Source organism: Arenibacter aquaticus (genome assembly GCF_003957295.1).
Taxonomy (GTDB): domain Bacteria; phylum Bacteroidota; class Bacteroidia; order Flavobacteriales; family Flavobacteriaceae; genus Arenibacter; species Arenibacter aquaticus.
Genome location: NZ_RQPJ01000003.1, coordinates 175,701 through 200,938 on the forward strand (window position 1 = coordinate 175,701; position 25,238 = coordinate 200,938).

A 25,238-nucleotide genomic window follows, 5' to 3' on the forward strand; every position below is an offset into this window, starting at 1 on the left:
ATAATGACAATCAGAACTTCTATAAGTTATCCCCATTATAACTTGCTCCACAGAAATACTGGCCCTGAAATAGTTTTTAAATGAATATAACAAGGATTGGTAAACATAAGTAGACTAATAACATATGATTATGAGATATCCGTTTGTAAGACCTAAATTTTATTTGAGATTGATAAAGGATATAACTGGATTTATTGTTAAACCACAGTATGTGACCATTAGAGATATATCCGTTAGGAACAAAATATACGAAACCTTGGGCTTGTTCCTTGTTAAAATAGTTTTTTCGTTATTGGTAGCCAATATACTTGCTATATTTTATGAACCTAAAAACATTACGGACGCACATATGTCCGAACGTTTTACTCCTTTGGCCCTTCTATTGGTAGGTGGTGCAATACTTCCCTTATACGAAGAGGTGTGCTTTAGATTATCTTTAAAATTTAAGCCGATATATGTAGGTTTTACTTCTGCTGGCCTGACCTACTATATAGTTACCAAAGCCATTTATAGAACCAACCTCAGCTTGGTAGATGAAAGTTTTGCGGCTAGGATAATATGGTCACTATTATTGGGTTTACTTTTATATGCCTTGACATACAGGAAGAAATTTGCCAAAAGCTTATCTGTGTATTGGAAAAAAAATATACGATTCATATACTACCTGTCCTGCATTCTATTTGCCTGGTTGCATATTTTTAATTTTGAATTGACCCGAACCAATGTTCTTTTACTTCCCATTATAACCTTGCCCCAGTTGTTTAGTGCCAGCATTGCGGGATATACGCGACTGAGCTTTGGATTTAGATATCCCTTGTTTGTGCATATGGGTACCAATTTACTTTTTATTAGCTTAACATTTCTACCGTTGGATTAGTTGGTTTGTAAGCATGTTAGAAAAACACGAAGCACATAAATGATAAGCCTGCTTAAATAAAGAGTAATATTTAGCAGCTGTTGATGTTGTGTTAATCTTAACTCGTTATAGTGAACAATTCCATGTTTTGCTCTTTTCCTTTCAGTTCGTTTATGCCCAAGGATTGTATTTTGAATTCCGATTCAAGGGGAAGGCTTTGGCATAAATCCCCGGAAACTAGGATGTCTACATTTAATGGGTTGCAGAGCCCCTGAATTCTAGCGGTAGTATTGAGTACGTCGCCAGTGAATATAATTTCTTTTTTCAACTCACCTATTTCTCCTGTGGTTACCTCCCCGCAGTGAAATCCCGCTTTAAAGGTGGGGGTAATGCCGTAGTTGGAGGAATACCATTCCGCCCTTTTGTGAAGGTCCCTTTTCATGGCAAAAAAACATTTGATACAATTGTTGTTCACAATACCGACCTCATATTTCCATGAGATAATAATTTCATCCCCAACGTATTGGTATATTTCCCCAGAATGATTAATTATAGCTTCGGAAAAATCCGAGTAATACTCTTTTAACAATTCAAAATATTTAATGTGTCCCAATTGCTCCGCTATTGCGGTTGAAGATTTCATGTCCGAGAACATAAATATCCTTAATTCCTCGGTAGGGGTGTGATACTTTCCTGTAAAAAAATTCCTTAATACCCCATGCCCAATATTTTCACTTATTTCGGAGTAAAATAGGGATATTAAAAGAGAGGTAGCCAGTTGTATGTCGGTACTCAAATGGCTAATGCTGGTCCAGTATTCCCAAAAAATATCCCAAACACGTTTATCAAAAATAGAAGTTTTCAACTCCAAACTCTTGGCTATAGGATAGGTAATGGCTGTAATGATCAACAGCAACAAAATATAAAATATGGTTTTGTATACAATCTTTTTGGTGAAACTCTTTTTTGAAAAAACTTGGTTAAGATATAGTAGCTCTATAGTCCCTATGAGCAGTCCAACCGCCATGAGGGCAACGCTAGAAAAGAGGAAAACCTCAAAATTCATGACAATCCTGGAGGATTGGTCCTGATCAGAATTGCCTACTGCGGCTTGCTCCACGATATAAAATACCCAGCCAGATACTAACCAAATAATTCCGAAAGGGATTATTCGGGAAAGGTTTCTTCTAACTTTGGCAGATAATTGTAGGGACATAAAGAACAATAAACTCTTGGAAAACCATTGTAAAGTTAATGTCTTTTTTGAAATTGTTCCTTAAAATGGTTTATTGCAAATTATTGTACTTTTGGAATGAGTTGTCTTATTAAGCAATAATATCTAAGACCAAAAACTAATGCCAAGCAATAAAAACCGCCGTATTGCAGTCATAATGTTTACCGATATTGTGGGATACACTGCTCTAATGCAGAGGGATGAAAATGCCGCAGCGGAAATGCGGGCTCGTCATAGGCAGGAGTTCGAAAAAAATCATACACTTCATAATGGAGATATCCTACAGTATTATGGCGACGGAACCCTGAGTGTTTTTTCCAGTGGGTTGGAGGCCGTGGAATGCGCTATAACTATACAAAAGGCCTTGCAAAAGGAAAACACCGTGCCGCTTCGCGTAGGAATGCACTTGGGAGATATCGTTTTTGATGGAACGGAGGTTTATGGCGATGGGGTGAATTTGGCTTCCCGAATAGAGAGCCTGGGAATTGCAGGTTCAATACTCCTCTCGGGTAAACTAAATGATGAGCTTAAAAACCATCCCCATATTCCCACCTTGTCCTTGGGACATTTTAGCCTAAAGAATATTGCTAAACCGGTTGAAATATTTGCGGTAAGGAATGAAGGTATACAAGTGCCCAGTCGTTCCGATCTTTCTGAGGTTCCTAAAAATGAGTCCAAGACCATTGCTGTACTTCCTTTTGTAAATATGAGTTCCAATACGGACAACGAGTATTTTAGTGATGGAATGACAGAAGAGATCATAAATGCACTGGCCAAAATTAAGGGACTAAAAGTAACTTCCAGAACCTCGGCTTTTCATTTTAAGAATAAAAACCTTCCCATTGCAGAAATAGGAGAGAAACTAAATGTTACTACCATTTTGGAGGGAAGCGTACGATTATCCCATAATAAGATGCGAATCACTGCCCAGCTGATAGACGTACGGGACGATTATCATTTTTGGTCCGAAACCTTTGACCGCTCTTTAGAGGATGTTTTTGCCGTTCAGGATGAAATAAGCCTGCTTATTGCGGAAAGATTGCGGGAGCACATAGGCCATTTTGAAATTGAGGAACAACTGGTTAAAGCCCACGATGTACCGGTGACTATCTATCAACGTTATTTAAGAAGTAGGTATCACATCCTGAAGATGGGAAAGGCCGATATTGATAAGGGAATTACAATTTTGGAAGAAATCATTGAGGATTGGCCTCATTTTGCATTGCCCTATCTAGGGATGCATTTGGCATATACGCTTTTGGGAACTATAGGATTGCTCCCTTTACATATAGCCTTTGCCAAAGGACAGCCATTCTTGGACAAGGCCATAGAAATAGACGAAGATTTACCGGAATGTCAATTACATTTATCGTATGCCTGCCTCATTCAAAAATGGGACCTACCAGGAACCTATAAGCATTTGAACAAAGTCTATGAAGCAGGTCCGCTGGTTGACTATTACCCTAGCATGGCCTCCACCTTGGTAGCCGAAGGTAAATATGCTGCGGCACGCACTTATATTGAAACAGCCCTTCAACTAGATCCTTTTTCCTCCGTAAATTATCATTTAAAAGGGTTCATAGATTACTGTGAGGAAAAGTATGCCGCTGCCATTGTAAATTTCGAAAAAGCAGTAGAACTCAAATCGGATTTTAAAACGTCGACCTTATATTGGGGTCAGGCCCTATTATTGATGGGCAAGGCAAAGGAAGGCTTGGCATTTTTTGAAAAACTGCCCCAAGACGAGACGGAAGACGTGATGAGATTGGGAGGAACCACAATGGCCTATGCCGCTTTAGGAGATACCGAACAAGCCGATAAGGGAATAGCCAAATTGGAAGCTAGCTTGGAAACCGATCTAATGGGCAGGGCACTAAACCTACTTATAATGTGCAATGCATTACTGGGGAGGACATCAAAAACCATACAGCTAATAGAACAAGGCATAGCTAATAGGTTGCCAATGATGATCTATATATTTGTAGAACCCATACTTAAACCTTTTTACAAAATGCCACGTTTTCAAGAACTCAAGATAGAAGTCTTGGGAAAGAACAGTTCCTTGGAAACCACTAAAAGAAAATATCAAAAGTCGCTATTTGATAAAAAACAGCTTAAGGCGTATAAGCAACAATTGGATAAGTTGTTAGCAGAGGAAAAGCCATATCTGGATCCCAACCTAACGCTAAAAACATTGTCTGAAAAATTGGAGATTCCCTCAAATCATTTGTCCCAACTTCTAAACCAAGGATATGGAAAGAACTTTGCCGACTTTGTAAATTCCTACCGATTGGAAACTTTTAAGGCTAAAGTGGCCGACCCCTCACAAAGACAGCTCACTATTTTAGCTTTGGCCTACGATAGTGGCTTTAACTCCAAGACCGTGTTTAATACCTATTTTAAAAAAATAATGGGAACTACACCAAGGGCCTATTGGAAAGAGATAGTTGCCCAATAGGTTCTAATTTACAAAACCGAACGACAGCCTCTAACATATCATTTAGTTTTGTCCTAAATAAATCCCAATCAGATGTAAGTATCTAATTGGATTGTATTAGAACATTAATTGAAAACTATTTTATTATGGCCAGAAATTTTATTATTAAGGTTGTGATTACCTTATCCATTTTAATTACCATTCTACTGACCTCTTGCAGTAGTAAGGAATTGGACAAGGCGGAAGACCTATATTTGGATATTCCAGATTCTAGTTTTGAAGCAATATTGGTTGACCAAGGTATAGACACGGATGGTACTATCAATCAAAAAATGTTGGCGAAAGATGCTACCCAAGTAGATGTTTTGGAACTACCTTATTCCAGTGATAGGGTAATAGGCGATTTATCCGGTATTAAAGGTTTTGTCAATTTAAAGAAGCTTATTGCCACACAACATAATATTGAGAATATAGATCTAAGTTCCAATACCATTTTGGACACCATATATCTGGCGGGAAACTATATTTCCAGTATCGATATTAGCAACAATACAAATTTATTGCTTTTGGATGTACAGTCTAACCAACTTAATGCTATAGTAGGATTGGCCAAAGCCACCCGCTTAAAAAATCTAAATATTTCCTTTAACGACATGCAGGAACTAATAATCCAAAATGCATCCTTAAAGACATTGCTCGCCTCCCACAACCTTTTACATACCATAGATATGGGAGCGGCCAAGAGTTTAAAGAACATACTATTGACTTCCAATGAGCTAGTTACCTTAAATCTTAGCTCCAATACCTTGTTGGAAACCCTCTTGATATCGGACAACCAAATTCAGAGCATTGACCTTGAACATAATACACAGTTAACACACCTTTATATTTCAAGTAATTCGCTTACAGATCTGGATGTGGGCAACAATCAAAAACTAGTTGACTTAAAGGTAGACAGAAACCCTTATTTAAGTTGCATAAAAATCCAAAATGGACAAAACATAGCCAACGTCTCCATATCCGAAAATCAGGCACTAAATGTCCATTGTGAATAATTAAAAACCGAGTTTTGGACTAACCTAATGAGGCATAAAACTCTTAATCTATAGGCTGTCATAAACCTATTCTATTCATTGTTAAAAAAGTGATTTTTAAAGTTAGTAAACCAATACCTAGTTGCTTTTAATCTATGGCGTATTCGGAGGAATGGTCAACAAATTATTGAGTTTATATGGATTGCCAACGATAGTCTTAAGATGCTCTTTATATACAATACCTATACCAATAAGGCAAGAGGTTATTGGCCCATTCCCTACTGCATTTGTACTTGCCGAAAGATACCTTATTTACAATAGAATGAGCACCATCCTTTGTTGCATATGTTCCCCTAAAATGGTAATGGAAAATGTGTATATAAGAAAGGGAATACATTTTTAATTATGTTCCGATTACGAAATTAGAACGATTGATTATTGCTTGTAGGATACATTTGTCCATGTATTGCTATAGAAAAAGGCGATCCTAAATACCTGATAATAGTAAGGTGATTTAATCTATTAACCATTAAAAGTAAAAAAAATGAAAGCCATTAGCACCGCAAAATACGGTTCCCCAGATGTTCTTGAACTAGTTGAAATACCCAAACCAGAGCCCAAGGAAAATGAAATACTCGTAAGGATCAAAGCCGCAAGTGTAACCACTGCAGATACCATGATGCGTTTGGGAAAACCATTATATGGTAGACTATTTTTAGGCCTTAGCAAACCTAAGCATCCCATAACCGGAACCGGATTTTCTGGAGTTATTGAAGCCATAGGAAAAAATGTAAATCATTTTCAGATAGGAGACCATGCATTTGGAGAGTCTACCTTTGGACAGGGAACCAATGCCGAGTATTTATGTATCCCTGAAAGCGGGATCATTCTAAGAAAGCCCAAAAATATATCCTTTAATGAGGCTGCTACCATCTGCGATGGAACTCTGACATCATGGAATTTCCTAAAGGAATTAGGCAGGGTAAGAAAAGGTCACCATGTATTGATCAATGGGTCTTCTGGCAGCTTAGGTACTGCCGCGGTACAATTGGCCAAACAACTTGGAGCACAGGTTACCGGCGTTTGTAGTTCCTCCAATATTAATATGGTAAGATCGCTGGGAGCTGATCATGCCATAGATTATACAAAGGAAGATTTTACCGAAACAGGTAATTGTTACGATCTTATTTTTGATACTGTGGGCAAGAGCTCGTTCCTTGAAAGCAAAAAAGTACTCAATAAAAATGGTACCTACCTTTCACCTGTACTAAGTATACCACTGCTATATCAAATGCTGTGGACCTCTAAATTTAGTGGTAAAAAAGCTAAGTTTTCCGCTACAGGCCTTTTGCCCGTACCCAAACTTATAGCCATGCTTCAGGAAATCACTAGGCTACTGGAAAACAACAAGATAAAAGTGGTCTTGGACAAAACATATTCCTTGGCAGAAGTACCAATAGCTCATAGATATATAGAAACTGGACGTAAGAAAGGCAATGTGGTTATTTCCCTATAGTGCTGAGCAAAAGTGAAATATACATTGCCCTTTCCGCTGCCAAAACTTGACGCCTAAGCTCTATTGTCAAATATAGGATACTGAGAAGTTAAGTTTCTTGGCTTAATTGATTCCTTGCCAATAAATTACTAAGATGCCAAGCCACTACTAGCTGGCTTTGAAGACAATTTGGCTAGGGAAAAAGCTGCAATCGCCATCACCACATCGCGCACGGCAACATCCAAATAATGACCCCCAAGAATAAGGGACACTGCTATTAATAGCAACCAGGCAGAAACAACCATACCTCCCAGCCATGGTCTTATCAACACTAGAATTCCGGCCCCAATTTCAATGATCCCTACCATAGCCATAAAAGTTCCGGCATCAAAAGGTATCAAATTTATCATCCAAGTTGCAGGGTAGGTTGTCCAATCTACCAATATGTTAGTAAACTTATCCAAACCTGCTACAATTGGCACCAAGCCAAAAGTATATTTCAAAATGGTACTTACAAACTGTGTCTGTGCATTCATAACGCTATATTTTAATTTAGTATTTAATTATTGGATGTCTTAAGGCTATTGGGGTTACATTTTTTTGTGTATTCCTATTTTATTGCAGATAGGTAGGTGAGACTAAAGAAGGAATAATAGGTAGGCAGTTAAAAATATTGATTAAAATGATATAATGCATGGTGTGCTGCTTACGAGAAAACAGGGTAAGAAAGGGTCAAACTGTAGTTGTTGTATTCCCTATTGACTTCTATTATGTGATACCCCTAAGTAATGACAAAGCTAGCAAATAGCTTCTGGCAATCCTTTTTTGCAGCTCATTGTAACAGTTGCCTTTTTAGGCAGGGGGCCAAGGTTTTGGTTACATACCGCCAAGCGTCACCTTTAAGGAAGGTTATGTATTTTGGTCATTAACTGTTCCACTAAACGATCACATTTTTGATTGCCAAACTCGAAGGCATTTTTTGCATCAGTTAGTTCCATTATAGACACTTTCATCATATTCCGAGCCCTATGCAGCCTTACCTTTACATTGCTATTGCTTAAGCCTAAACAATCTGCTATTTCTGCTATTTCCAAATCTTGAACTTCCTTCAGCATATAGACAATTTTATACTTTTCAGGCAATTGGTCTATGGCCATTTCTACAATTTTTAGAGACTCTGAGTGCATCGTTTTTCTTTCTGGATTCATGATGGATATATCCGCAATTTGTATGACGCCCTTTTCATTGGAAATATCCACCGTTTTATGTCTTTTGGATTTTCTTTTACGTTGTAGAGCCTCATTAATTCCAATGCGTATCAACCAAGTAGAAAACAAGGATTCGTTTTTGAATTGATACAGTTTTTGGAACGCTTTTATATAAGTTTCCTGCATCACATCATCAATATCAGCAGGCCTGTCTATATAACTCCTGATAGTCCTATACAGCAGTTCATTATAACGTCTTAATAGGATTTCAAATAATTCAGTATCTCCTTGCAGTACCTTTTTAACTACTGCAGCATCTGAAATGCTTCCTTTAGAAGATATGTTTACTTTTCTAATGGGCTTACAATTGTTCATAATAAGTGTTTAAGTATTGGATGCCCATGCTTTAAAAAGGTTACAAAGTTTTGTAACCCCATACAATTATTTTCATCAAAACTCATGGCATATGCTTATAAAAGATAATATGAGATTTTACAAAAAGCACATTATCAACTCATTACAAGTTACGAAACAACTACTTATTATTTAATTAAATCATATCTATTTTGAAATACGAAGTGAAAATTATAGAAACAACGAGGATAACACACAATGTGGTGCGGTTAAAAATTGCAAAACCCTCGGGGTTTACCTACACCCTTGGCCAAGCTATAGAATTAACGCTTAAGACTCCCAACTTTAAAAAGCAATTTGCCCCCTTTACGCTAGTTAGCAATCCAAAGGACAGGCACTTGAGCCTTATCATAAAAATATATCCTGAACACCATGGACTAACAGAAGGAATATCCAAGGCCAATACCACAGATTCCTTAATCATTACGGAGGCATGGGATTCTTACCAATATATGGGTGAAGGTGTTTTTATTGCCGCCGGGTCTGGCATAACCCCATTTATCCCAATGTTTAGGGAATTGAACAAAAAGAATGGCCTTAAAAACCACCGGTTGATCTATGCCAACCGCCGTAGCACTGATATTATCCTTAAGGACGAGCTTACCCAATTATTCAAAAGCGAGTTTTTTAATATCCTGAGTAAACAACAAACTTCAACCTACGATTACGGTAGGATAGACTTTGCCTATTTGAAAAGTAGAATAAAGGAGCCAAATCAACAATTCTATCTCTGTGGTCCCGAAAGCTTCATGAATAGCGTAAAAAAAGACCTAATAAAATACGGAGTAAAACAAACTAATATTCAAACGGGTAATTAATTATGAAAGTGAACGGAACAACAGCTGGGTATACAACCAATAGCGGAAAAAAGCCAATGACATTAGAACTTGACAAGTCCACTAAAATAGAGAAGATTGCCCTCTATTTTAAAAAAATAATGGAGACCCTGGATCTTGATCTTGACGATCCCAGTTTAATGGACACCCCTGAACGGGTGGCCAAAATGTATGTTAATGAGATATTCAAAGGCTTGGATAATGCCAATTTTCCTAAAATATCCTTTTTCGAAAATAACTATGCTTATAAGGAAATCATCGTAATCCGTAACATTACCCTATATTCTTATTGCGAACATCATTTTGTTCCATTCTTCGGTAAGGTCAATGTTGGGTATCTACCCAACAATAAAGTGCTAGGGCTATCCAAAGTCAATAGAATTGTCCAATTTTTAGCCAGTAAGCCTCAAGTACAGGAGAAATTAACCGTAGAAATTGGGAATACCCTGATGAAACTTCTGGAAACCCATGATATGGCGGTATCCATAGAAGCCCATCATTTATGTGTAGCCTCCAGAGGCGTTGAGGACAGTAATAGTGCTACCAAAACAAAGTTTTTCTCAGGGAGGTTCAAGAAAAACAAATACCGAAGTCAATTCTTAGCGTCCATCTTAGCTTGATTATTTTTTGTAACCCTTTTGGCATTATTTCATCAAAAGCTTAAAACAAATACATAATATCTTATGAAAGCATCCAATTTAATCAAGTTAGTGGGCATACTCCTGATCTTTATCAGTTTCGGCAGCTGCACCAAAACAAAAACCATTACCGAAACCTTAACGGAAATAGTCAACGACACCATTATTGAAACTAGGACAGACACTCTAACCCTTCATCTTGATCCTGCTTTAGTTGCCGAGGGGAAACAAATTTTTAGATATGACACCTTTGGTGATGAGGCTTTTTGGAGTGATATTTTACACCTTGACAAAGCCATACTGGGAGAAACCAATGGGGGCTATGGAGAAGGTGTTAGTCCGGCTACTGCTTTGGCCGTTGGCCTAAAGGTAGATTCCGAGGCTTTACCTTCCCAGCTCGTAGACGCTATTCAGGCAGGAGAGGTAGACTTAAATGATCCTGCAACCACTATTGCTCTGCTACAATTTGATGCTGTGGTTGGAGTAAAGGGCACCTTTGATGAAACTGGAAATATGATAGCAGTGGGCATAAATTGTGCGTTATGCCATTCTACTGTAGACAATTCGTTCAGTGAAGGTATAGGAAAGCGCTTGGACGGGTATCCCAATAGGGACTTAAACGTTGGGGGGATTGTAAACCTAACGGATAACAAGAAATTTCTAGCCGACTTGCTTCACGTAGATGAGCCTACCGTAGAAGCCGTCCTCACTGGCTGGGGACCAGGTAAGTTCAACGCCGGACTATTTGTTGATGGCATAGCCCTAGATCCTAACGGCAAAATTGCTGCCAACCTAATTCCTGCCGCTTATGGGTTACAAGGTGTTAATTTAGCCACTTATACAGGTTGGGGCGATATGGTGTATTGGAATGCCTTTGTTGCCAATCTGGAAATGCACGGGCAAGGCAACTTTACAGACTCCCGTCTTAATAATGCAACCCAGTTCCCCATTGCCGCCGAAAACAACTTTGGAGCGATTAGCAATGATCCGGATTTAATCAGCCCCAAACTGCCCGCATTACAAGCGTACCAGCTATCATTAAACGCCCCTATCCCAGAGGAAGGAAGTTTTGACGCTAATGCGGCTGCACGTGGCAAGGCATTGTTTAATGGGAAAGCCGACTGTGCTAGTTGCCACATAGCCCCTATGTTTACCGATGCTGGCTACAACCTTCATAGTGCCGAAGAAATAGGTATAGATGACTTTGAAGCAAAAAGATCCCCAACAGGAATGTACAGAACCACGCCTTTACGGGGATTATTCGCCAGAATGAAAGGTGGATTTTACCACGACGGTAGGTTCGCAACCCTTCAGGAGGTAATAGACCACTATGATGCCCATTTTGCATTAGAACTATCCACAGAAGAAAAAACAGACTTGGTAGCCTATCTAAAATCTATTTAGATAAATACTTCTTTGCTTATGGTTGGTGTAAAAAATACCCAGAACATTAAGGTTAATACCCGAATGTTACTGGGTATTTTGATTTTTGTCTTTGTTAAAACCCTCTGATGTACCCTTGTTATACAGTCCAAGGTGGGGTCCCTTTTGATAATCAATATGCGACGGCGGGAGCAAAATAGGATATGGTTTTATATACCTATTAATTGATATTACACTTGGGAGTACAAAGTCCTCCGCTCACCATCTTTGATTAGAAAAAAGCTTTTAATTACTTACTTCCCATTCTGGATCCCTCTAAATTTACTTTCAACAAATCTTCGTTTCCCCAATTGAGTAATCATCATTTTCCAATCTTAGACAAACGGAGGTGATGTCATGAAAATAATTAAAACTTATGTCCCGTTTGGATCCATTGTTTTTTTACGCCCATTTCTAACAATAGCTGGGATATATCCTTTTCGAACCTAATAGGCCCGCAGATGTAAAAAAACTGGCTATAGTTATGCACAAACTGTTTTAGGACCTGTAGATTGATTTTTCCAAAGATGGAATCAGAATATTTGGTTCTGCTTAAAACATGGATACAATTCTTTCCCAAAACCTTCCTTAACTTGGAATAAAAAAGAATATCCTCCCTGCTCCTATTAGCGTATAACAAGAGGTGTCGTTGGTGTATATCATCTCCCTTTACTTCCAACTCCTTTAATATGGGTATAAAAGGGGTAATTCCAGTTCCTGCTGCAATGAAAATACCACTACCTTTGTATTGGTAAGAATCCCAAGCTTCTGTTATTTGAACATATTCCCCTATGTTGCTTGATGCCAATCCATAGGTAAGACTTTTAGGGTCTGTACTAACCTTAATTGTCAATTCCAAATGGGGGTCATTATTTAAATTGGTAATAGTAAAAGGTGCAAGGTCTAGCTCATAGCCCGGTTTATCTATACTCAATTCAATGGCCTGACCCGGCTTGTGGAAATACCCGTATGGTTTTTGAATTAAAAACTGGATTACATTATGAGTGAGATAATTTTTTTCCAATATTTTTACCCGGTAAGGAAACGTAAAGCCCTTCATCTTAATTATAATTATTACTATAATTTGATGAAAATAGATTAAATACGTTACATTTCTGTTGGCTTTATAACCGTTATAGTGCCGTTGTTCTGCCTTAGCATTTCCTGCCGATAATCCAAAGACAAGGATTCCCTATCGCTTCTCTTTAAATATCGTCTTAGGATTTTTTGAACATCATTATTATCGGGCATTGGAGTAATTAGTTTTTTATAATCATCAAAAAACTTAATTCTTCTTCTTTTATGCAAATATCCAAATCCCTTATAAATCCCATTTTCTATCAAGATGACCGACTCTTCATTCTTCTTTCTACCTTGGGCTTTAATAATGTATGTTTTTGTATCCCCCTCAATTGGTTTTAACGCCCTATCTACACGTTGGTTATAGGATTCCACGCTTTCCATTTCCCTACAAACACCTCGGCATTTTTTAATATGAAAATGAAAACAGGCACCGGAAATTTGCTGTAAATTGCAAAACCGTGGACAAAGTTCAAAGTTCTCGCACAATTCCTCCAAAAAGGCCGTGCACTCCCCTTGGTTATAAAAGCATGCCAATGGGGTTTTAATCTTACTCAAGCGATCATAAAACAAGTTGGTTATGCCGTTTTTGTCCAGGTAGGCCCCTACTCCATAGCGATACCCGATCCGTTTTTGAGCACGATTATATTTAGGCAGGTGTTTTTTTATCTCATCCGATTCCAAAAGAAGTGCAACCAACTCACTACCGGTATGGGTATAGTCAATGTGGGCCGTTTCAAAACAGAGTCGCATTTCTTTGTGGGCCTTACTATACAGGTGACTTAAAACCCGTTGTTTTATATCCTTGGCCTTCCCCACATAGATAATCTTTTTCTCGGAGTTTTTGAAATAATAAACTCCTGTGACATTTGGTAGGGAAGCCACCGCTGATTTAGGCCATTGTGGGGGCAAGCTAGTTTGGGCCGATTTACCGTTCAAATTAAAATCTATAACCCCATTGCTATCCAGCGCCCATAACCGCTCCAATAAACTCACCGTTGCTTTTGCCTTATCCCTGGCTCCATACCGTTCCGGAAGATGAATCCCCAGTTGAGTACACAAGGCTCCCAAACTATAGCTTTGCTGTCCCGGAATTACTTTGCGGGATAAGCTTAAGGTTGATTTTTTCCTGCGTTTAAAGCTGGCTCCCAAAGACTGTAATTCATTCCTAATACCGTTGAAATTATAATTTACATGATGTGAAATAAATATACAGTCCCGTGTAAGTTCTACCACCTCCCTGGCTATTTCATAAAATTTAGGTGCGGACAGTACCATTTCATCACTAATACCGGTTTTCCTTAAGGCCTTATAACCAATGGACACTTCCGGATTGACCAAGGAAGTAAATTCTTTTATTATCTCATCGCCATCGTGTACCAAAATACAGACTTCGGTAATTCTATTGTCCTCTCCCCTAAGTCCGGTGGTTTCTATTTCAACTATGGCGTACACTATACTTCCCCTGTTTGGGGCATAAAATTAAAAAAGAAAGGCTCAATCGACTGACATTTATTGAATTTAACTTTTACTGTTCTTTAATAAAAGTTAAATAACAACAATAGATTTATATAGTAGTCCTAAAACAAAATGTAGACTCTAGGGATACATCTTTTTATTTTCGTATCATCCCTATTATTATCCCGTGAATATCTCAATAGATATCTAAATTATGAATAAGTCCATAATACACAGCAAAATTTGAAAGGTATGACCTTTAAATCAATTGGACACAAACTTCAACCCAATTATGGAACCTATTAAAGTGAAAATAAAAAACATTCTCCAAAAAGTGGCCGGTTCCTTAAATATCAGTATACCCACCAATACGGTCCCCACGGCGCCAATACCAGTCCATACGGCATAGGCTGTCCCAATAGGTAATTCTTGGGTTGCCCTAACCAACAAAAACATGCTAATGCCCAAACATACTAAAAACCCAAGGTACCAATAAGATGCCTCCAAACCAGAGGCTTCCTTTGCCTTGCCCAAACATGCAGCAAAGGCCACTTCAAACAAGCCTGCAATAACAAGAAAAATCCAATTCATATTAATCTATAACCTAATTTCATCCCTCTCCTGTTTATATTATCTTACTCTTTGGTAATGGTTCTGTACCAGTTGACCCAAAAATACCTTTGACCCTTTCAGCTTAAAATCCACATTATTGTGAAGCTCCGAAAATAAGGGACTGCCACCACCCAATACAATGGGGAAAACTGTGATGATCATCTCCTCTATTAGGTCTTCCTTTAAAAAGCCCTGAATGGTCTTACCTCCATCTATATATAATCTTTTTAAGCCTTTATGATGTATCATTTCCAAGATTTCGCGTAATGACCCATTTACCACTTCGGCCCTATTTTGATACTTTTCAGGAATTGCCCCTAAGGTACTACTCAGCACAAAAACTGGTTGTTTGTATGGCCAATCACAGTCAAAACTACAGACCTTTTCAAAGGTATTGCGTCCCATTACCAAGGCATCTATCTGCTCCATAAATGCGCTATATCCCATATCCTCCCTATCGGGATTTGGAACAGAATACAACCAATCCAAACCACCATTTTGGTCCGCTATATAACCATCCAAACTGCAGGCAATAAATACCGAGTTTCTTTTTTCCATAGGTGTAAATTTAGAAATTTAAGATGTCATAAATACTAATGAATTATATTAAATAGACAATATTTGTTCGCCGCTGCAAGTCTTCCGTTTTCTAGACTAGAAGTTGATAAATAATAAGTATGGGAATTAATACTTAATATCCAAGAATGGCTTTCTCAAAAACACCTACTTCAACTTACTTTATCTAAGACCCATATGAGCCCAATTGACTAGATAAAACTTATACCTTACATTAAATTATAAGCATGATAGTTTGGCATAACCACATGGATTTAGAGAAGGATTGATGTATTGGCCTTATTGTTACAAACTAAAAACTACGCATTTCAACGATTATTTCTGGCGTTTTGTCGTGTTATATGTTAATTTACAATAGCAACAGCTTACACTTTTGTAATAAAATACTTAATATATTCAATGTTAACTGCTACAAAAGCTAGCATATATTCATTAAAATTCAATTTATATTAAATTGTTCCTGATTAATGGAAAAAATATTGAATTGCCAAAACAATTACACCTAAAACTAAATCAACCAAAGATGTTATAGCTTTGTAGGAGTTTTACGTTAAAAGCTTTCTGAAATTGATAACAAAATTGGGGTAGGCCTCTTTAAAAGAATACAATTAATGGTCAATAACAACCTTGCAGCTTTTCCTTCCTTTTTACCACTTACCCTGCCCATTAATCTAGTAAGTGACCTGGCGCAATTGGCGGCCGTTATTTGTGGTACAAATAAGGCTCATACGGCCCTTTTAAGTCCCCCTGATGAAATTACATCCCTTAATAAAAAGATTGCCCTAAAAAACAATTTAGAAAGTTTACTAATTAACCATCTGCTGACGGTACCCCAGCAATTATTTATTTTGGGTCCAACTGCTGGGAACCAAAAAATTCAGGATAGCAAGGGGAATATAATCTGCCCCAAAATAGCCTTCCTCGTTGTTGTGCCCATATTGGGCACCAATGATAAGGTGGAAGCCATTATGTGTATTTGGGACAGCCAGCCAAAACAGCTGAAGGCAGATCAGGAGCAAGCCCTTTTGGCTTTGGGTAAACAAGCGGCTACGTTAATAGGATTGCATCAAGAGCCTATTCCCAACCACAAGCAACCCGATCCCAAACTTGGTTATTGGAGTCTTAATTTAAGTGATTCATCCCTCACTTGGTCTGAAGAGGTATATAGAATATGGGATAGGGACAGAGAGAGTTTTCAACTCAACTATGCCAATTTTTTGGCAACGATCCATCCAGATGATAGGGATACCTTTCACAGGATTAACACTCAAGCCATTACCCATAACAAAATACATGATTTCACCCACAGAATCATATTGCCGGACGGTTCCATAAAATGGGTTCATGAACTGGGCATGTTGGTTCTGGACGAAAAAGGTCAATCCAAGGTATTTGAAGGAACTGTACAGGATATCAGTATTCAGAAAAGGGAAGAACATCAATTGCGTTTGGTAGAATCGGTGGTTACCAATACCAAGGATGCCGTTGTGATTACCGAGGCAGAACCTTTTGATGAGCCAGGACCTAGGATAATTTATGTAAATGAGGCTTTTACCAAAATGACGGGTTATTCTGCCAAGGAAGTAATTGGAAAATCGCCCCGAATCCTGCAGGGTCCAAAAACAGATGTGGAAGAATTAAAAAGGCTTAGTCGGGCCATTCGCAAATGGGAGCCCTATGAGAGTACACTTATAAACTACAAAAAAAATGGGGAGGAATTTTGGGCCAATATTTCTTTAAACCCCGTAGCCGATGAAACCGGTTGGTATACTCATTGGGTATCTATTGAGCGTGATGTTTCTGAACAAAAAAATCAAGAACTCCAAAAGAAATTATTGGTAGATATCAGTAGATATTTTAACGAAGAAGAAACCCTGCAGGCATGCTTAACGCGGGTTCTTAAACATCTACTGGATTTTGGCCAATATGCTTTTGGAGAAATCTGGCTTCCCAATCTGGAAGCCAATCAAATGCAACTCTGTGCCAACCATGCCAATAAAGAATCTGGCTATAATTTTTATCAGCAAGAGAGTACTGCCCAGCCGCTATCCTATGGGCAAGGATTGCCAGGAACCGTATGGCAAAACAGGCAAGTAGAGCTCTGGCAAGATTTAAAGTCCCAAGAAAGTTTTGTCAGAAATAAAGCTGCGGAAGCTGCGGGCATAGAGACAGCCGTGGGTATCCCATTGTCCCATAATCAAAAAATAATTGGTGTATTGGTATTGGGGATTGAAAAAGACAGCCGCAACCCAATTAAAAATCAAGAATTTTTCCTTCAATTGGAGGCACATTTAGGAGCAGAAATAAATAGGAAGCGACTGGAATTGGAATTGGACCAGATTTTCAAATTTGCTCCGGATATAGTTTGTATTGCGGGAACCGATGGTTACTTCAAAAAAATTAATCCAGCCGGTGCCCGACTCTTGGAATATTCGGAAAAAGAGTTGCTTAGCAGACCGTATTTGGAATTTGTTCATCCCGATGACCGTCCCCTGACCGTCAATGCCCATAACAAATTGAAGGATTTCGAAAAAATATACAATCAGGAGAATCGCTACATAACTAAAAGCGGTAAGACCATATGGCTTAGTTGGACGTCCAGTCCGTCTCCTGAAGACGGACTCATTTATGCCATTGCCAAGGACATCACCAAAAACAAAAAGCTTCGTGAACTTTTGAATATGGCCAATAAATTGGCGGGAATTGGTAGTTGGGAAATGGATTTGGGAACAAATTCTATTTATTGGTCCGATAATGCCAAAAAGATATATGGTGTTGACAAGGATTACATACCCAGTGTGGAAAAAACCAAAAACTTTTACCAAATAGAACCTTATCGCAGTAAAATTGCTACCTATTTCCAAAACGCTACTACCCATGGCGAGGCTTGGGATATTGAAATGCCTATTGTTACTGAAAGCGGTATGGAACGATGGGTAAGAATGATAGGGCATTCAGAATTTAAGGACAATAAGTGCATAAGACTTTTTGGGAGTATCCAAAACATTCATGAACTAAAAGTAGCTCAGCTCGCCTATAAAAAGGCTTTTAAGGAAAACCGAAAGATCCTTGAGAGTATAGGAGATGCCTTTATTTCCGTGGACAGCAATTGGACGGTTTCCTATTGGAACAAGCAGGCAGAGGAGCTAATGGGGATTGATAGAAAGAAAATTTTGGACAAACCATTATGGGAAATGTTTCCAGATAGCAGTGAGTATGATTTCTATAAAAACTTAAACAAATCGCGGCAAAACAATATTAAAGTCGTTTTTGAAGCCTTCCACCCTACATTTAATTTATGGCTGGAGGTTAGTGTTTATCCCTCCCAAAATGGATTATCTATATTTATTAAAAACGTTAGTGAACGTATTGCCGCCGAAGAAAAAATTAGACAATCCAACGAGCGTTTTGAAATAGCTACCGAGGCCACCAATGATGCCATTTACGACAGAAACTTCAACGATAATATTTTATCTTTCAGCAGAGGTTTTAAAACCCTATTTGGCTATGATATAGATAAAAATGTGAATAGCTATAAATTGTGGAAAGATTCCTTGCATCCCGATGATTTACCCCTCGTAATGCAGTCGTTCAATGCAGCATTAAACGAGCCTAAAACCAAAAAATGGGAAGGAGAGTACCGCTTTAAAAAGGCCAATGGGGACTATGCATATGTAAAAGATATGGTCATAATTGTCAGAAATCAAGAAGGCCAAGCCACCAGGATAGTTGGTTCCATGGCAGATATCACCCTTAGTAAAATACATGAACAATCCTTGGAAAGCCTAAATCAGGATTTAAAGGAATATAGTTTTAATATAGAAGAGCAGAACAAAAAATTGAGGGAAATTGCCTGGACGCAGTCGCACATTGTACGGGCTCCTGTTGCCCGGTTAATGGGTATTATTGAACTCTTCAAGGAGGACATGCTTGATACCTCGGAAAAAGAAGAAATGTTAGATCATATCCTAGAATCTGCCATGGAATTGGACAATATAATTAAGGATATTGTGGAGAAATCCAAATCCATTTTCAATACCGAAAACAAAATATAATGTAGCCTAACATTAAAGATGCACTTTTAATAAGGTTCTACACTATTATAAACGACCTCTTCAGCTAATCCAATTATTCATGGTAGCAACCTAAGAATCACCTATAGGGGGCATTATTTGTTTTATTTAATTGCGGCCTGCCGAGCTAAAACAATCGTTGGGAATCAATTAAGCGGCAAGGTAAATTTAAAATCGCTACCCTTTCCTTCCTCGCTTACTACCCAAATACTACCTCCTAATTTTTCCACAAATTCCTTACAAAGTACCAAGCCAAAACCGGAGCCTCTTTCGTTTCGTGTTCCAGGCTTGGGCGTACTGGTTGTTGAACCAAACAACTTTAAAAGTGTTTGATCATCTATTCCCACCCCAGTATCTGAAATAGTAATTTTCACCTGTTCTTCCTCTTCAATTGCGGAGATAGTAATATCCCCCCCTGGTTCACTATATTTTATGGCATTGGAAATAAGGTTCCTCATAATAGTCTTTATAATCTTTTTATCAGAAAACACCTCAATTTCATCCAATTTGGCAACCTTTATGGTCACTCCCTTTGTTTGTGCAATGGAACGTGAAAGTTTCAATATTTCATGTACCACATCAGATATACTAATTTTTTCTGATTCAAAAGTAATTTCACCCGATTGTGATTTAGCCCAATCCAATAAATTCTCTAGTAATACCAGGCTGTTTTTAGCGGTAGCATTTATTAGGCCTATATACTCTTCACTGTTTTCTACTTCCGTATTTTTAATGGATTTGTTTAAAATATCGCACAAGGTCAATATATTATTAAACGGACTTCTTAAGTCATGGGCAATAATTGAGAACAATCTGTCTTTGGTTGTATTAAGTTCCCTTAATTTAATTTCACTTGCCGTTAAAATTTGCTCTGCCCGTTTGCTAATGGTAATATCCCGAATTACACCAACCAAGAACTTATTGCCTTCAGCGTCCACATACCGTGATTTTCTAGTTGATATAATTTTCTTTTCCCCTCCCTCCAGCGTTAGAACCTCCTCCGAAATATTTTCGATACCATTGGAAAGAACCTGCCTATCAATTTTTAAAAAGCCCCCCATTTCACTGGGAGGAATATTTTCTGCAAGGGTCTTACCAATAATTTCTGTTCTAGGAAGGTTCATGAGGTCACAAAACCCATTATTTACCAAAAGGAATCTACTTTTATGATCCTTAACAAATACCGCGTCACCCATATTATTTAGTATGGTATTAGCGTATTTCTCACTTTCCTCATAACGATCATCTTCATTATGAAATGATAAAAGCGCTTGAAGTATTTCGTTATGTTTTTGAAGTTCAGTAATCTGATTTTCTAACTCTCTTCGAGATCTTCTCTTTCTTTTTTTAAACCGCCTAAATGGACTAAGTAAGGTGTTCCACATGATATTGGTAAAATTTAAACTCAAGGGGCAAAGCTACAATTTTCATTAGTTAGTAAGGTACCATTTAATATCTGAATGAAGTTTAACCAATAAAATTGACTTGTTCCTTAGTTTATATAAATCTAATGAAATGCCACTGTGTACATAAAATAGGCCACTATTTATTGAAGATGACTGTTAATAGCCAATTGGTATGTCCTGACACTAAAACGGGGACAGTTTCTTATATTGGAACTCTTTCTTCCCTCTTCTCCCAAAACTATTGGCTTATGCCTAGAGACTGTCTATTATGTTCTAAGTAGGCGTAAGAAGTAGATTACATCGCTTGCACCTGCCTAACGGCAGACTTACCCGTAATGCACTGTATTTATTGCAAATTATTAATTGTTCACTCTAAAGAAACCCGCTCCCAGCCAACTTCAGGAAGTTCATATCGGTCCAATTTCATTACTTTTCTGCTGCCTTCATAATACTTATAGACCAGATAAACACAATCGTCTGAACTTTCAATATAGAAAAGACTCAACCTTTTAGGAAAGGGAAGTTTCATCAGCTGGCATTCTTTATTCAACTGGTGGGCCCCTATTTCCATCAGCAGGTGCTTAATGGCATATCGATCATGATTTCTATATACAATATTTTTCATTATATGGATATAATCCTATTTTATGGATATTTTCCAAAATTACAAAATTTTGCTTTTGAAGCCAGAACAGAAAAGTTAAATTCTTAAATTGGGGTAAAACTAGTTATATGTGTTTTGGTACCCGAGTAACGTCTACTTCCAAAGAGGTGAAAAAGTTCTATAATGTTTCCAAATTAATGGGCAAGACTCCTATAGAGGGTGAGCTTACCTATAACCATGCCAACGGGTGGGCACACCCTTTACTGTGGATCATCCCTCAGGAAAGCAGTAGCCACATAACCCCTTCCATGTGGGGTATTATACCACAGGACCACAACGGTGCAGATTTTAAAAACTACTATAAAAATGCGGCTAGGTATGGAGCCGGACTAAACGCACGTTCCGAAAAGCTCTTTGATCATTTTATCTACAGGTTCAGTGCTATGAGCAAACGCTGTATTATACCTGTAAACGGATTTTACGAGCCCCATACAGCACCCAAGAAATTTAAGATCCCATTTTATTTTGAACGAAAAGATAAATCCATTATTAGCTTGGCCGGAATCTACACAACTACCAAGGATGGCTATAATACCTTCACCATATTGACCAAAGCGGCTACTCCCCTCTTTAAAAAAATACACAACACCAAAAACAGGAGGCCTGTAATTTTAAATGATGAAAATGTACAGATATGGCTGAATAACGACCTCAACCAAGACGATATCCAAAATATGATAACAGATGACTTGGATGATGTGGCAATCAAGGCCTACCCAATTAGCAAGGATCTATACAATCCCAAAATAGATTCTAACAGAGCGGATATTATTGAGGAAGTGCACTATAAGGAATTGGAGATCGAGTATTAGATTGCCCCTTATTTGCCCTGAATACATATGTCATGTGAAAATAAAATTATTATGACCATAAACTTTCCTACAGATATACGGGCAATAGAAAGCAGGTTAAGGGAAATAGAACCAGAAAAGTATGCGGCAACCAGAAATTACAAGGATGGAGCGCTAACCTACTTAAGCCCTTATATCTCCAGAGGGGTTATAACAACAAAACAGGTTTATCTCCACGTAGAATCCTTGGGGCTACCTAGGCATAAAACAGAAAAGCTAATTCAGGAATTAGCTTGGAGAGATTATTGGCAACAAGTTTGGATAGCAAAAAATGATGGCATCAGACAAGATCTAAAAAACGCACAAACCCCCATATCAAATTATCAAATTCCACAAGCCATTGTGCAGGCCAATACCGGTATAGAGGCAGTAGACCATGCAATAATACATCTCTATAAAACAGGCTATATGCATAACCATATGCGTATGTATGTAGCATCCATATGCTGCAACATTGCCAATTCACATTGGCTTGAACCAGCAAAATGGATGTATAGTCATTTATTGGACGGTGATTCCGCCAGTAACTTTTTAAGTTGGCAATGGGTAGCTGGTGCATTTTCCAACAAGAAGTATTATGCCAACCAAGACAACATCAACAATTTTTTTAAAAGTACACAGAAAGATACTTTTTTAGATGTTGAATACAGTGCATTTGAAAATTTGGATATCCCAAAAACTTTAAAAGACACCGTTCCTTTTGAGGTTCAAATGACGCTTCCCGAATTTAAAAACCTTTCATTGGACAAGGATAAAACAACCTTGATCTATAACTATTATAATATTGATCCCTATTGGTATAAGGACCAGGAAGTACAGCGGATTTTTTTAATGGAACCCTCTTTCTACAATGAAAATCCCGTAAACCAAAAATGCATTGATTTTGCTTTAGAACTGACAAAAAATATCCAAGGCATAAAAATATATGTTGGGGAATTTTCGGAATTAAAAGGGCATATCAATCCTGATCATATTGTTTATAAAGAGCACCCTACCAACTGTCATTACCAAGGCAAGAAAGAAGCTAGGGAATGGATGAGCTCTATTACAGGTTTCTTCCCTTCTTTTTTCGCATTCTGGAAAAAATGCAAAAAAGAATTATAACTTTAAGGAACCAATGGCCGGAGCATTAAACTAAAGGTCTACAATTTTCTACTGCCATAGTTTTTGGAATATCCAACTTAACAGCATATTGCATTATAATTTTCAAGCCTTATTTACCACCGTGGGTATTCTGTAATAAAATCCTTTATTGTTGAAAGCCACGGAGAAATTAACCATATTAAAATGAAAAAAAGTGCCTTGCCCACAAAAATATGTCCCGTATGCAAAAAGCCTTTTAAATGGCGTAAAAAATGGGAGAAAGATTGGTGTAATGTAAAATACTGTAGTGAAAGGTGCAGGCGAAACAAAAACGTTCATGAAAGCAATTAACCTAATTTTTCCACATCAACTGTTTGTCAACAGCCCGCTACTTAAAAATGGTAAAGAGGTATATTTAATTGAAGAATATCTTTTCTTTAAACAATTCTTATTTCACAAACAGAAGATAGCGTTCCATAGGGCCTCCATGAAATATTACCAGCACTTCTTGGAAGAAAAAGGGATTAAGGTCCATTATATTCAATCCAATCACCGATTATCGGATATTAGAAGGTTCAAAGAAGAAGTAAAGAGCAAAAACATAACTGAAATCAACCTTATAGATCCTACTGATAATTGGCTTGAAAAGAGGATTGAAACTATTGCCAAAAACTATGTACTCAATACTTTTAACAGTCCGTTATTTATAAATACCAAGAAAGAACTATCTCCTTTTTTTAGAACAGATAAGAAATTCTTTTTTCAAACTACTTTTTACAAACAGCAGCGCAAGAGGTTAAAAATCCTTTTGGAAGATGGGGACCAACCCAAGGGTGGCAAATGGACTTACGACGCTGATAACCGCAAAAAATATCCCAACAAAAAAACTCCACCGACAATTAATTTTCCCGAGGCCTCTCCTTTTTGGACCGAAGCCGTGGTCTATACCAATAAACACTTTAAAAACAATCCGGGGCAGTTATCTAAAAAACCAATATATCCCACTGACCACGAAGAAGCCGAGAATTGGTTCAATCAATTTTTAACGCATCGATTCCGTGATTTTGGAAGCTATGAAGATGCTATCGTAAAACAACAGTCTTTTTTACATCACAGTATCCTCTCACCCCTACTTAATGTAGGGCTAATATCCCCACAACATATTGTAAACCAAAGCCTTTCCTATGCAGAAAAAAAAGATATCCCCCTTAACTCCACAGAAGGTTTTATTAGACAACTCATTGGATGGCGCGAATTTATACGGGGAATGTACCTATGTAAAGGAAGCAACTCTAGAACAAGAAATTTTTGGGGTTTTAACAGAAGGATCCCCAGTTGTTTTTATGATGCCACTACTGGGATTGAACCTGTTGACGAGACTATAAAACAGGTGTTAAAAACAGGCTACTGCCATCATATAGAAAGATTGATGATCCTCGGTAATTTTATGCTGTTGTGCGAATTTGATCCAGATAAGGTATATCAATGGTTTATGGAGCTATTTATTGATGCCTATGATTGGGTAATGGTGCCTAACGTATATGGTATGAGTCAGTTTTCTGATGGAGGTACCTTTGCCACCAAACCCTATATTGGGGCTTCTAACTATATAAATAAAATGGGCAATTATCCCAAGGGAGATTGGGAAGAAATTTGGGACGGATTATTTTGGCGATTTATAGCATCCCATCAAGATTTTTTTAAGTCCAATCCAAGGACCTCCATGCTTTATTACACCTATAACCGAATGTCCGATGAAAAAAAACAACTTCATGTAAAAAAAGCGGAAGAATTTATAGAAAAAATAATGCGTTCAGTCTAAGAAAACATATATCATGATCTTTCTGTAAAGTCTCTTTTT

The 25,238-nt window shown here is 37.8% G+C and carries 21 protein-coding genes; 12 read left to right on the forward strand and 9 right to left on the reverse strand.

Features of this window, described 5'->3' with window-relative positions; all coding sequences use genetic code 11:
- Positions 1-130: 130 nt before the first annotated feature.
- Positions 131-877 (forward strand): hypothetical protein, encoded by a 747-nt coding sequence (locus EHW67_RS07915; protein WP_126161839.1) that lies wholly within the window; start codon positions 131-133, stop codon positions 875-877.
- Between the two features lie 97 nt (positions 878-974).
- Here the strand turns inward: EHW67_RS07915 and EHW67_RS07920 are convergent, their stop codons facing one another.
- On the reverse strand, positions 975-2,072 hold the full coding sequence (locus EHW67_RS07920; protein WP_126161840.1) for an adenylate/guanylate cyclase domain-containing protein: 1,098 nt from the start codon (positions 2,070-2,072) through the stop codon (positions 975-977).
- A gap of 139 nt (positions 2,073-2,211) precedes the next feature.
- On the opposite strand from EHW67_RS07920, the gene EHW67_RS07925 reads away from it, so the two are divergent.
- The 3 genes from EHW67_RS07925 to EHW67_RS07935 all read left to right on the forward strand — a co-directional run bounded on the left by EHW67_RS07925 (position 2,212) and on the right by EHW67_RS07935 (position 7,077).
- Positions 2,212-4,548, forward strand: a complete 2,337-nt coding sequence (locus EHW67_RS07925; protein WP_126161841.1) for a helix-turn-helix domain-containing protein — start codon at positions 2,212-2,214, stop codon at positions 4,546-4,548.
- Between the two features lie 125 nt (positions 4,549-4,673).
- Positions 4,674-5,582 carry a leucine-rich repeat domain-containing protein gene (locus tag EHW67_RS07930; RefSeq protein ID WP_126161842.1) on the forward strand — a complete coding sequence of 303 codons (909 nt, stop codon included), beginning with the start codon at positions 4,674-4,676 and terminating at the stop codon, positions 5,580-5,582.
- Between the two features lie 523 nt (positions 5,583-6,105).
- Positions 6,106-7,077 carry an NAD(P)-dependent alcohol dehydrogenase gene (locus EHW67_RS07935; protein ID WP_126161843.1) on the forward strand — a complete coding sequence of 324 codons (972 nt, stop codon included), beginning with the start codon at positions 6,106-6,108 and terminating at the stop codon, positions 7,075-7,077.
- A 128-nt stretch (positions 7,078-7,205) separates the two neighbouring features.
- On the opposite strand, the gene EHW67_RS07940 is transcribed toward EHW67_RS07935, so the two are convergent.
- On the reverse strand, positions 7,206-7,592 hold the full coding sequence (locus EHW67_RS07940) for a hypothetical protein (RefSeq protein WP_126161844.1): 387 nt from the start codon (positions 7,590-7,592) through the stop codon (positions 7,206-7,208).
- A gap of 363 nt (positions 7,593-7,955) precedes the next feature.
- Positions 7,956-8,639: an RNA polymerase sigma factor gene (locus EHW67_RS07945; protein ID WP_126161845.1), complete on the reverse strand. Its 684-nt coding sequence runs from the start codon at positions 8,637-8,639 to the stop codon at positions 7,956-7,958.
- A gap of 191 nt (positions 8,640-8,830) precedes the next feature.
- Here EHW67_RS07945 and EHW67_RS07950 point away from each other — a divergent pair, with 191 nt between their 5' ends.
- From EHW67_RS07950 to EHW67_RS07960, 3 genes are all read left to right on the forward strand, one after another.
- Complete coding sequence (locus EHW67_RS07950; protein WP_126161846.1) at positions 8,831-9,496, forward strand: ferredoxin reductase domain-containing protein; 666 nt, start codon at positions 8,831-8,833, stop codon at positions 9,494-9,496.
- 2 nt (positions 9,497-9,498) lie between these two features.
- Positions 9,499-10,134 carry a GTP cyclohydrolase I FolE gene (gene folE, locus EHW67_RS07955; protein WP_126161847.1) on the forward strand — a complete coding sequence of 212 codons (636 nt, stop codon included), beginning with the start codon at positions 9,499-9,501 and terminating at the stop codon, positions 10,132-10,134.
- Positions 10,135-10,197: 63 nt separating this feature from the next.
- A complete protein-coding gene (locus tag EHW67_RS07960) occupies positions 10,198-11,556 on the forward strand; it encodes a hypothetical protein (RefSeq protein ID WP_126161848.1) in 1,359 nt (452 codons plus the stop codon).
- A 385-nt stretch (positions 11,557-11,941) separates the two neighbouring features.
- Here the strand turns inward: EHW67_RS07960 and EHW67_RS07965 are convergent, their stop codons facing one another.
- The 4 genes from EHW67_RS07965 to EHW67_RS07980 form a co-directional block, all read right to left on the reverse strand.
- Positions 11,942-12,634, reverse strand: coding sequence for a ferredoxin reductase domain-containing protein (locus EHW67_RS07965; protein WP_126161849.1), 693 nt, complete (start codon positions 12,632-12,634; stop codon positions 11,942-11,944).
- A 47-nt stretch (positions 12,635-12,681) separates the two neighbouring features.
- Complete coding sequence (locus tag EHW67_RS07970; protein WP_126161850.1) at positions 12,682-14,109, reverse strand: exonuclease domain-containing protein; 1,428 nt, start codon at positions 14,107-14,109, stop codon at positions 12,682-12,684.
- A gap of 267 nt (positions 14,110-14,376) precedes the next feature.
- Positions 14,377-14,703 carry a DMT family transporter gene (locus EHW67_RS07975; protein WP_126161851.1) on the reverse strand — a complete coding sequence of 109 codons (327 nt, stop codon included), beginning with the start codon at positions 14,701-14,703 and terminating at the stop codon, positions 14,377-14,379.
- A 39-nt stretch (positions 14,704-14,742) separates the two neighbouring features.
- Positions 14,743-15,282 carry a dihydrofolate reductase family protein gene (locus tag EHW67_RS07980; RefSeq protein WP_126161852.1) on the reverse strand — a complete coding sequence of 180 codons (540 nt, stop codon included), beginning with the start codon at positions 15,280-15,282 and terminating at the stop codon, positions 14,743-14,745.
- Positions 15,283-15,911: 629 nt separating this feature from the next.
- Here EHW67_RS07980 and EHW67_RS07985 point away from each other — a divergent pair.
- Entirely contained in the window at positions 15,912-19,355 is a 3,444-nt protein-coding gene (locus EHW67_RS07985) for a PAS domain S-box protein (RefSeq protein ID WP_126161853.1), read from the forward strand.
- A gap of 164 nt (positions 19,356-19,519) precedes the next feature.
- Here the strand turns inward: EHW67_RS07985 and EHW67_RS07990 are convergent, their stop codons facing one another.
- Both EHW67_RS07990 and EHW67_RS07995 read right to left on the reverse strand, forming a co-directional pair.
- Positions 19,520-20,758, reverse strand: coding sequence for a PAS domain-containing sensor histidine kinase (locus EHW67_RS07990; protein ID WP_126161854.1), 1,239 nt, complete (start codon positions 20,756-20,758; stop codon positions 19,520-19,522).
- Between the two features lie 388 nt (positions 20,759-21,146).
- On the reverse strand, positions 21,147-21,404 hold the full coding sequence (locus EHW67_RS07995; protein WP_126161855.1) for a hypothetical protein: 258 nt from the start codon (positions 21,402-21,404) through the stop codon (positions 21,147-21,149).
- Positions 21,405-21,511: 107 nt separating this feature from the next.
- Between EHW67_RS07995 and EHW67_RS08000 the strand changes: the two genes are divergently transcribed.
- From EHW67_RS08000 to EHW67_RS08015, 4 genes are all read left to right on the forward strand, one after another.
- Positions 21,512-22,255 (forward strand): SOS response-associated peptidase, encoded by a 744-nt coding sequence (locus EHW67_RS08000; RefSeq protein WP_126161856.1) that lies wholly within the window; start codon positions 21,512-21,514, stop codon positions 22,253-22,255.
- 51 nt (positions 22,256-22,306) lie between these two features.
- Positions 22,307-23,398 (forward strand): FAD-binding domain-containing protein, encoded by a 1,092-nt coding sequence (locus EHW67_RS08005; RefSeq protein ID WP_126161857.1) that lies wholly within the window; start codon positions 22,307-22,309, stop codon positions 23,396-23,398.
- Positions 23,399-23,581: 183 nt separating this feature from the next.
- Positions 23,582-23,728, forward strand: coding sequence for a DUF2256 domain-containing protein (locus EHW67_RS08010; protein WP_126161858.1), 147 nt, complete (start codon positions 23,582-23,584; stop codon positions 23,726-23,728).
- Positions 23,715-25,199: a cryptochrome/photolyase family protein gene (locus EHW67_RS08015; protein WP_126161859.1), complete on the forward strand. Its 1,485-nt coding sequence runs from the start codon at positions 23,715-23,717 to the stop codon at positions 25,197-25,199. The genes EHW67_RS08010 and EHW67_RS08015 overlap by 14 nt, the downstream gene beginning before the upstream one ends.
- Positions 25,200-25,238 lie beyond the last annotated feature (39 nt).

What these genes read in the sequence shown, in the direction of transcription:
- EHW67_RS07915 (WP_126161839.1), top strand. Translation starts at nt 131, where the DNA reads ATGAGATATCCGTTTGTAAGACCTAAATTTTATTTGAGATTGATAAAG.
- EHW67_RS07920 (WP_126161840.1), bottom strand. Translation starts at nt 2,072, where the DNA reads ATGTCCCTACAATTATCTGCCAAAGTTAGAAGAAACCTTTCCCGAATA.
- EHW67_RS07925 (WP_126161841.1), top strand. Translation starts at nt 2,212, where the DNA reads ATGCCAAGCAATAAAAACCGCCGTATTGCAGTCATAATGTTTACCGAT.
- EHW67_RS07930 (WP_126161842.1), top strand. Translation starts at nt 4,674, where the DNA reads ATGGCCAGAAATTTTATTATTAAGGTTGTGATTACCTTATCCATTTTA.
- EHW67_RS07935 (WP_126161843.1), top strand. Translation starts at nt 6,106, where the DNA reads ATGAAAGCCATTAGCACCGCAAAATACGGTTCCCCAGATGTTCTTGAA.
- EHW67_RS07940 (WP_126161844.1), bottom strand. Translation starts at nt 7,592, where the DNA reads ATGAATGCACAGACACAGTTTGTAAGTACCATTTTGAAATATACTTTT.
- EHW67_RS07945 (WP_126161845.1), bottom strand. Translation starts at nt 8,639, where the DNA reads ATGAACAATTGTAAGCCCATTAGAAAAGTAAACATATCTTCTAAAGGA.
- folE (WP_126161847.1), top strand. Translation starts at nt 9,499, where the DNA reads ATGAAAGTGAACGGAACAACAGCTGGGTATACAACCAATAGCGGAAAA.
- EHW67_RS07960 (WP_126161848.1), top strand. Translation starts at nt 10,198, where the DNA reads ATGAAAGCATCCAATTTAATCAAGTTAGTGGGCATACTCCTGATCTTT.
- EHW67_RS07965 (WP_126161849.1), bottom strand. Translation starts at nt 12,634, where the DNA reads ATGAAGGGCTTTACGTTTCCTTACCGGGTAAAAATATTGGAAAAAAAT.
- EHW67_RS07975 (WP_126161851.1), bottom strand. Translation starts at nt 14,703, where the DNA reads ATGAATTGGATTTTTCTTGTTATTGCAGGCTTGTTTGAAGTGGCCTTT.
- EHW67_RS07980 (WP_126161852.1), bottom strand. Translation starts at nt 15,282, where the DNA reads ATGGAAAAAAGAAACTCGGTATTTATTGCCTGCAGTTTGGATGGTTAT.
- EHW67_RS07985 (WP_126161853.1), top strand. Translation starts at nt 15,912, where the DNA reads ATGGTCAATAACAACCTTGCAGCTTTTCCTTCCTTTTTACCACTTACC.
- EHW67_RS07990 (WP_126161854.1), bottom strand. Translation starts at nt 20,758, where the DNA reads ATGTGGAACACCTTACTTAGTCCATTTAGGCGGTTTAAAAAAAGAAAG.
- EHW67_RS07995 (WP_126161855.1), bottom strand. Translation starts at nt 21,404, where the DNA reads ATGAAAAATATTGTATATAGAAATCATGATCGATATGCCATTAAGCAC.
- EHW67_RS08000 (WP_126161856.1), top strand. Translation starts at nt 21,512, where the DNA reads ATGTGTTTTGGTACCCGAGTAACGTCTACTTCCAAAGAGGTGAAAAAG.
- EHW67_RS08005 (WP_126161857.1), top strand. Translation starts at nt 22,307, where the DNA reads ATGACCATAAACTTTCCTACAGATATACGGGCAATAGAAAGCAGGTTA.
- EHW67_RS08010 (WP_126161858.1), top strand. Translation starts at nt 23,582, where the DNA reads ATGAAAAAAAGTGCCTTGCCCACAAAAATATGTCCCGTATGCAAAAAG.
- EHW67_RS08015 (WP_126161859.1), top strand. Translation starts at nt 23,715, where the DNA reads ATGAAAGCAATTAACCTAATTTTTCCACATCAACTGTTTGTCAACAGC.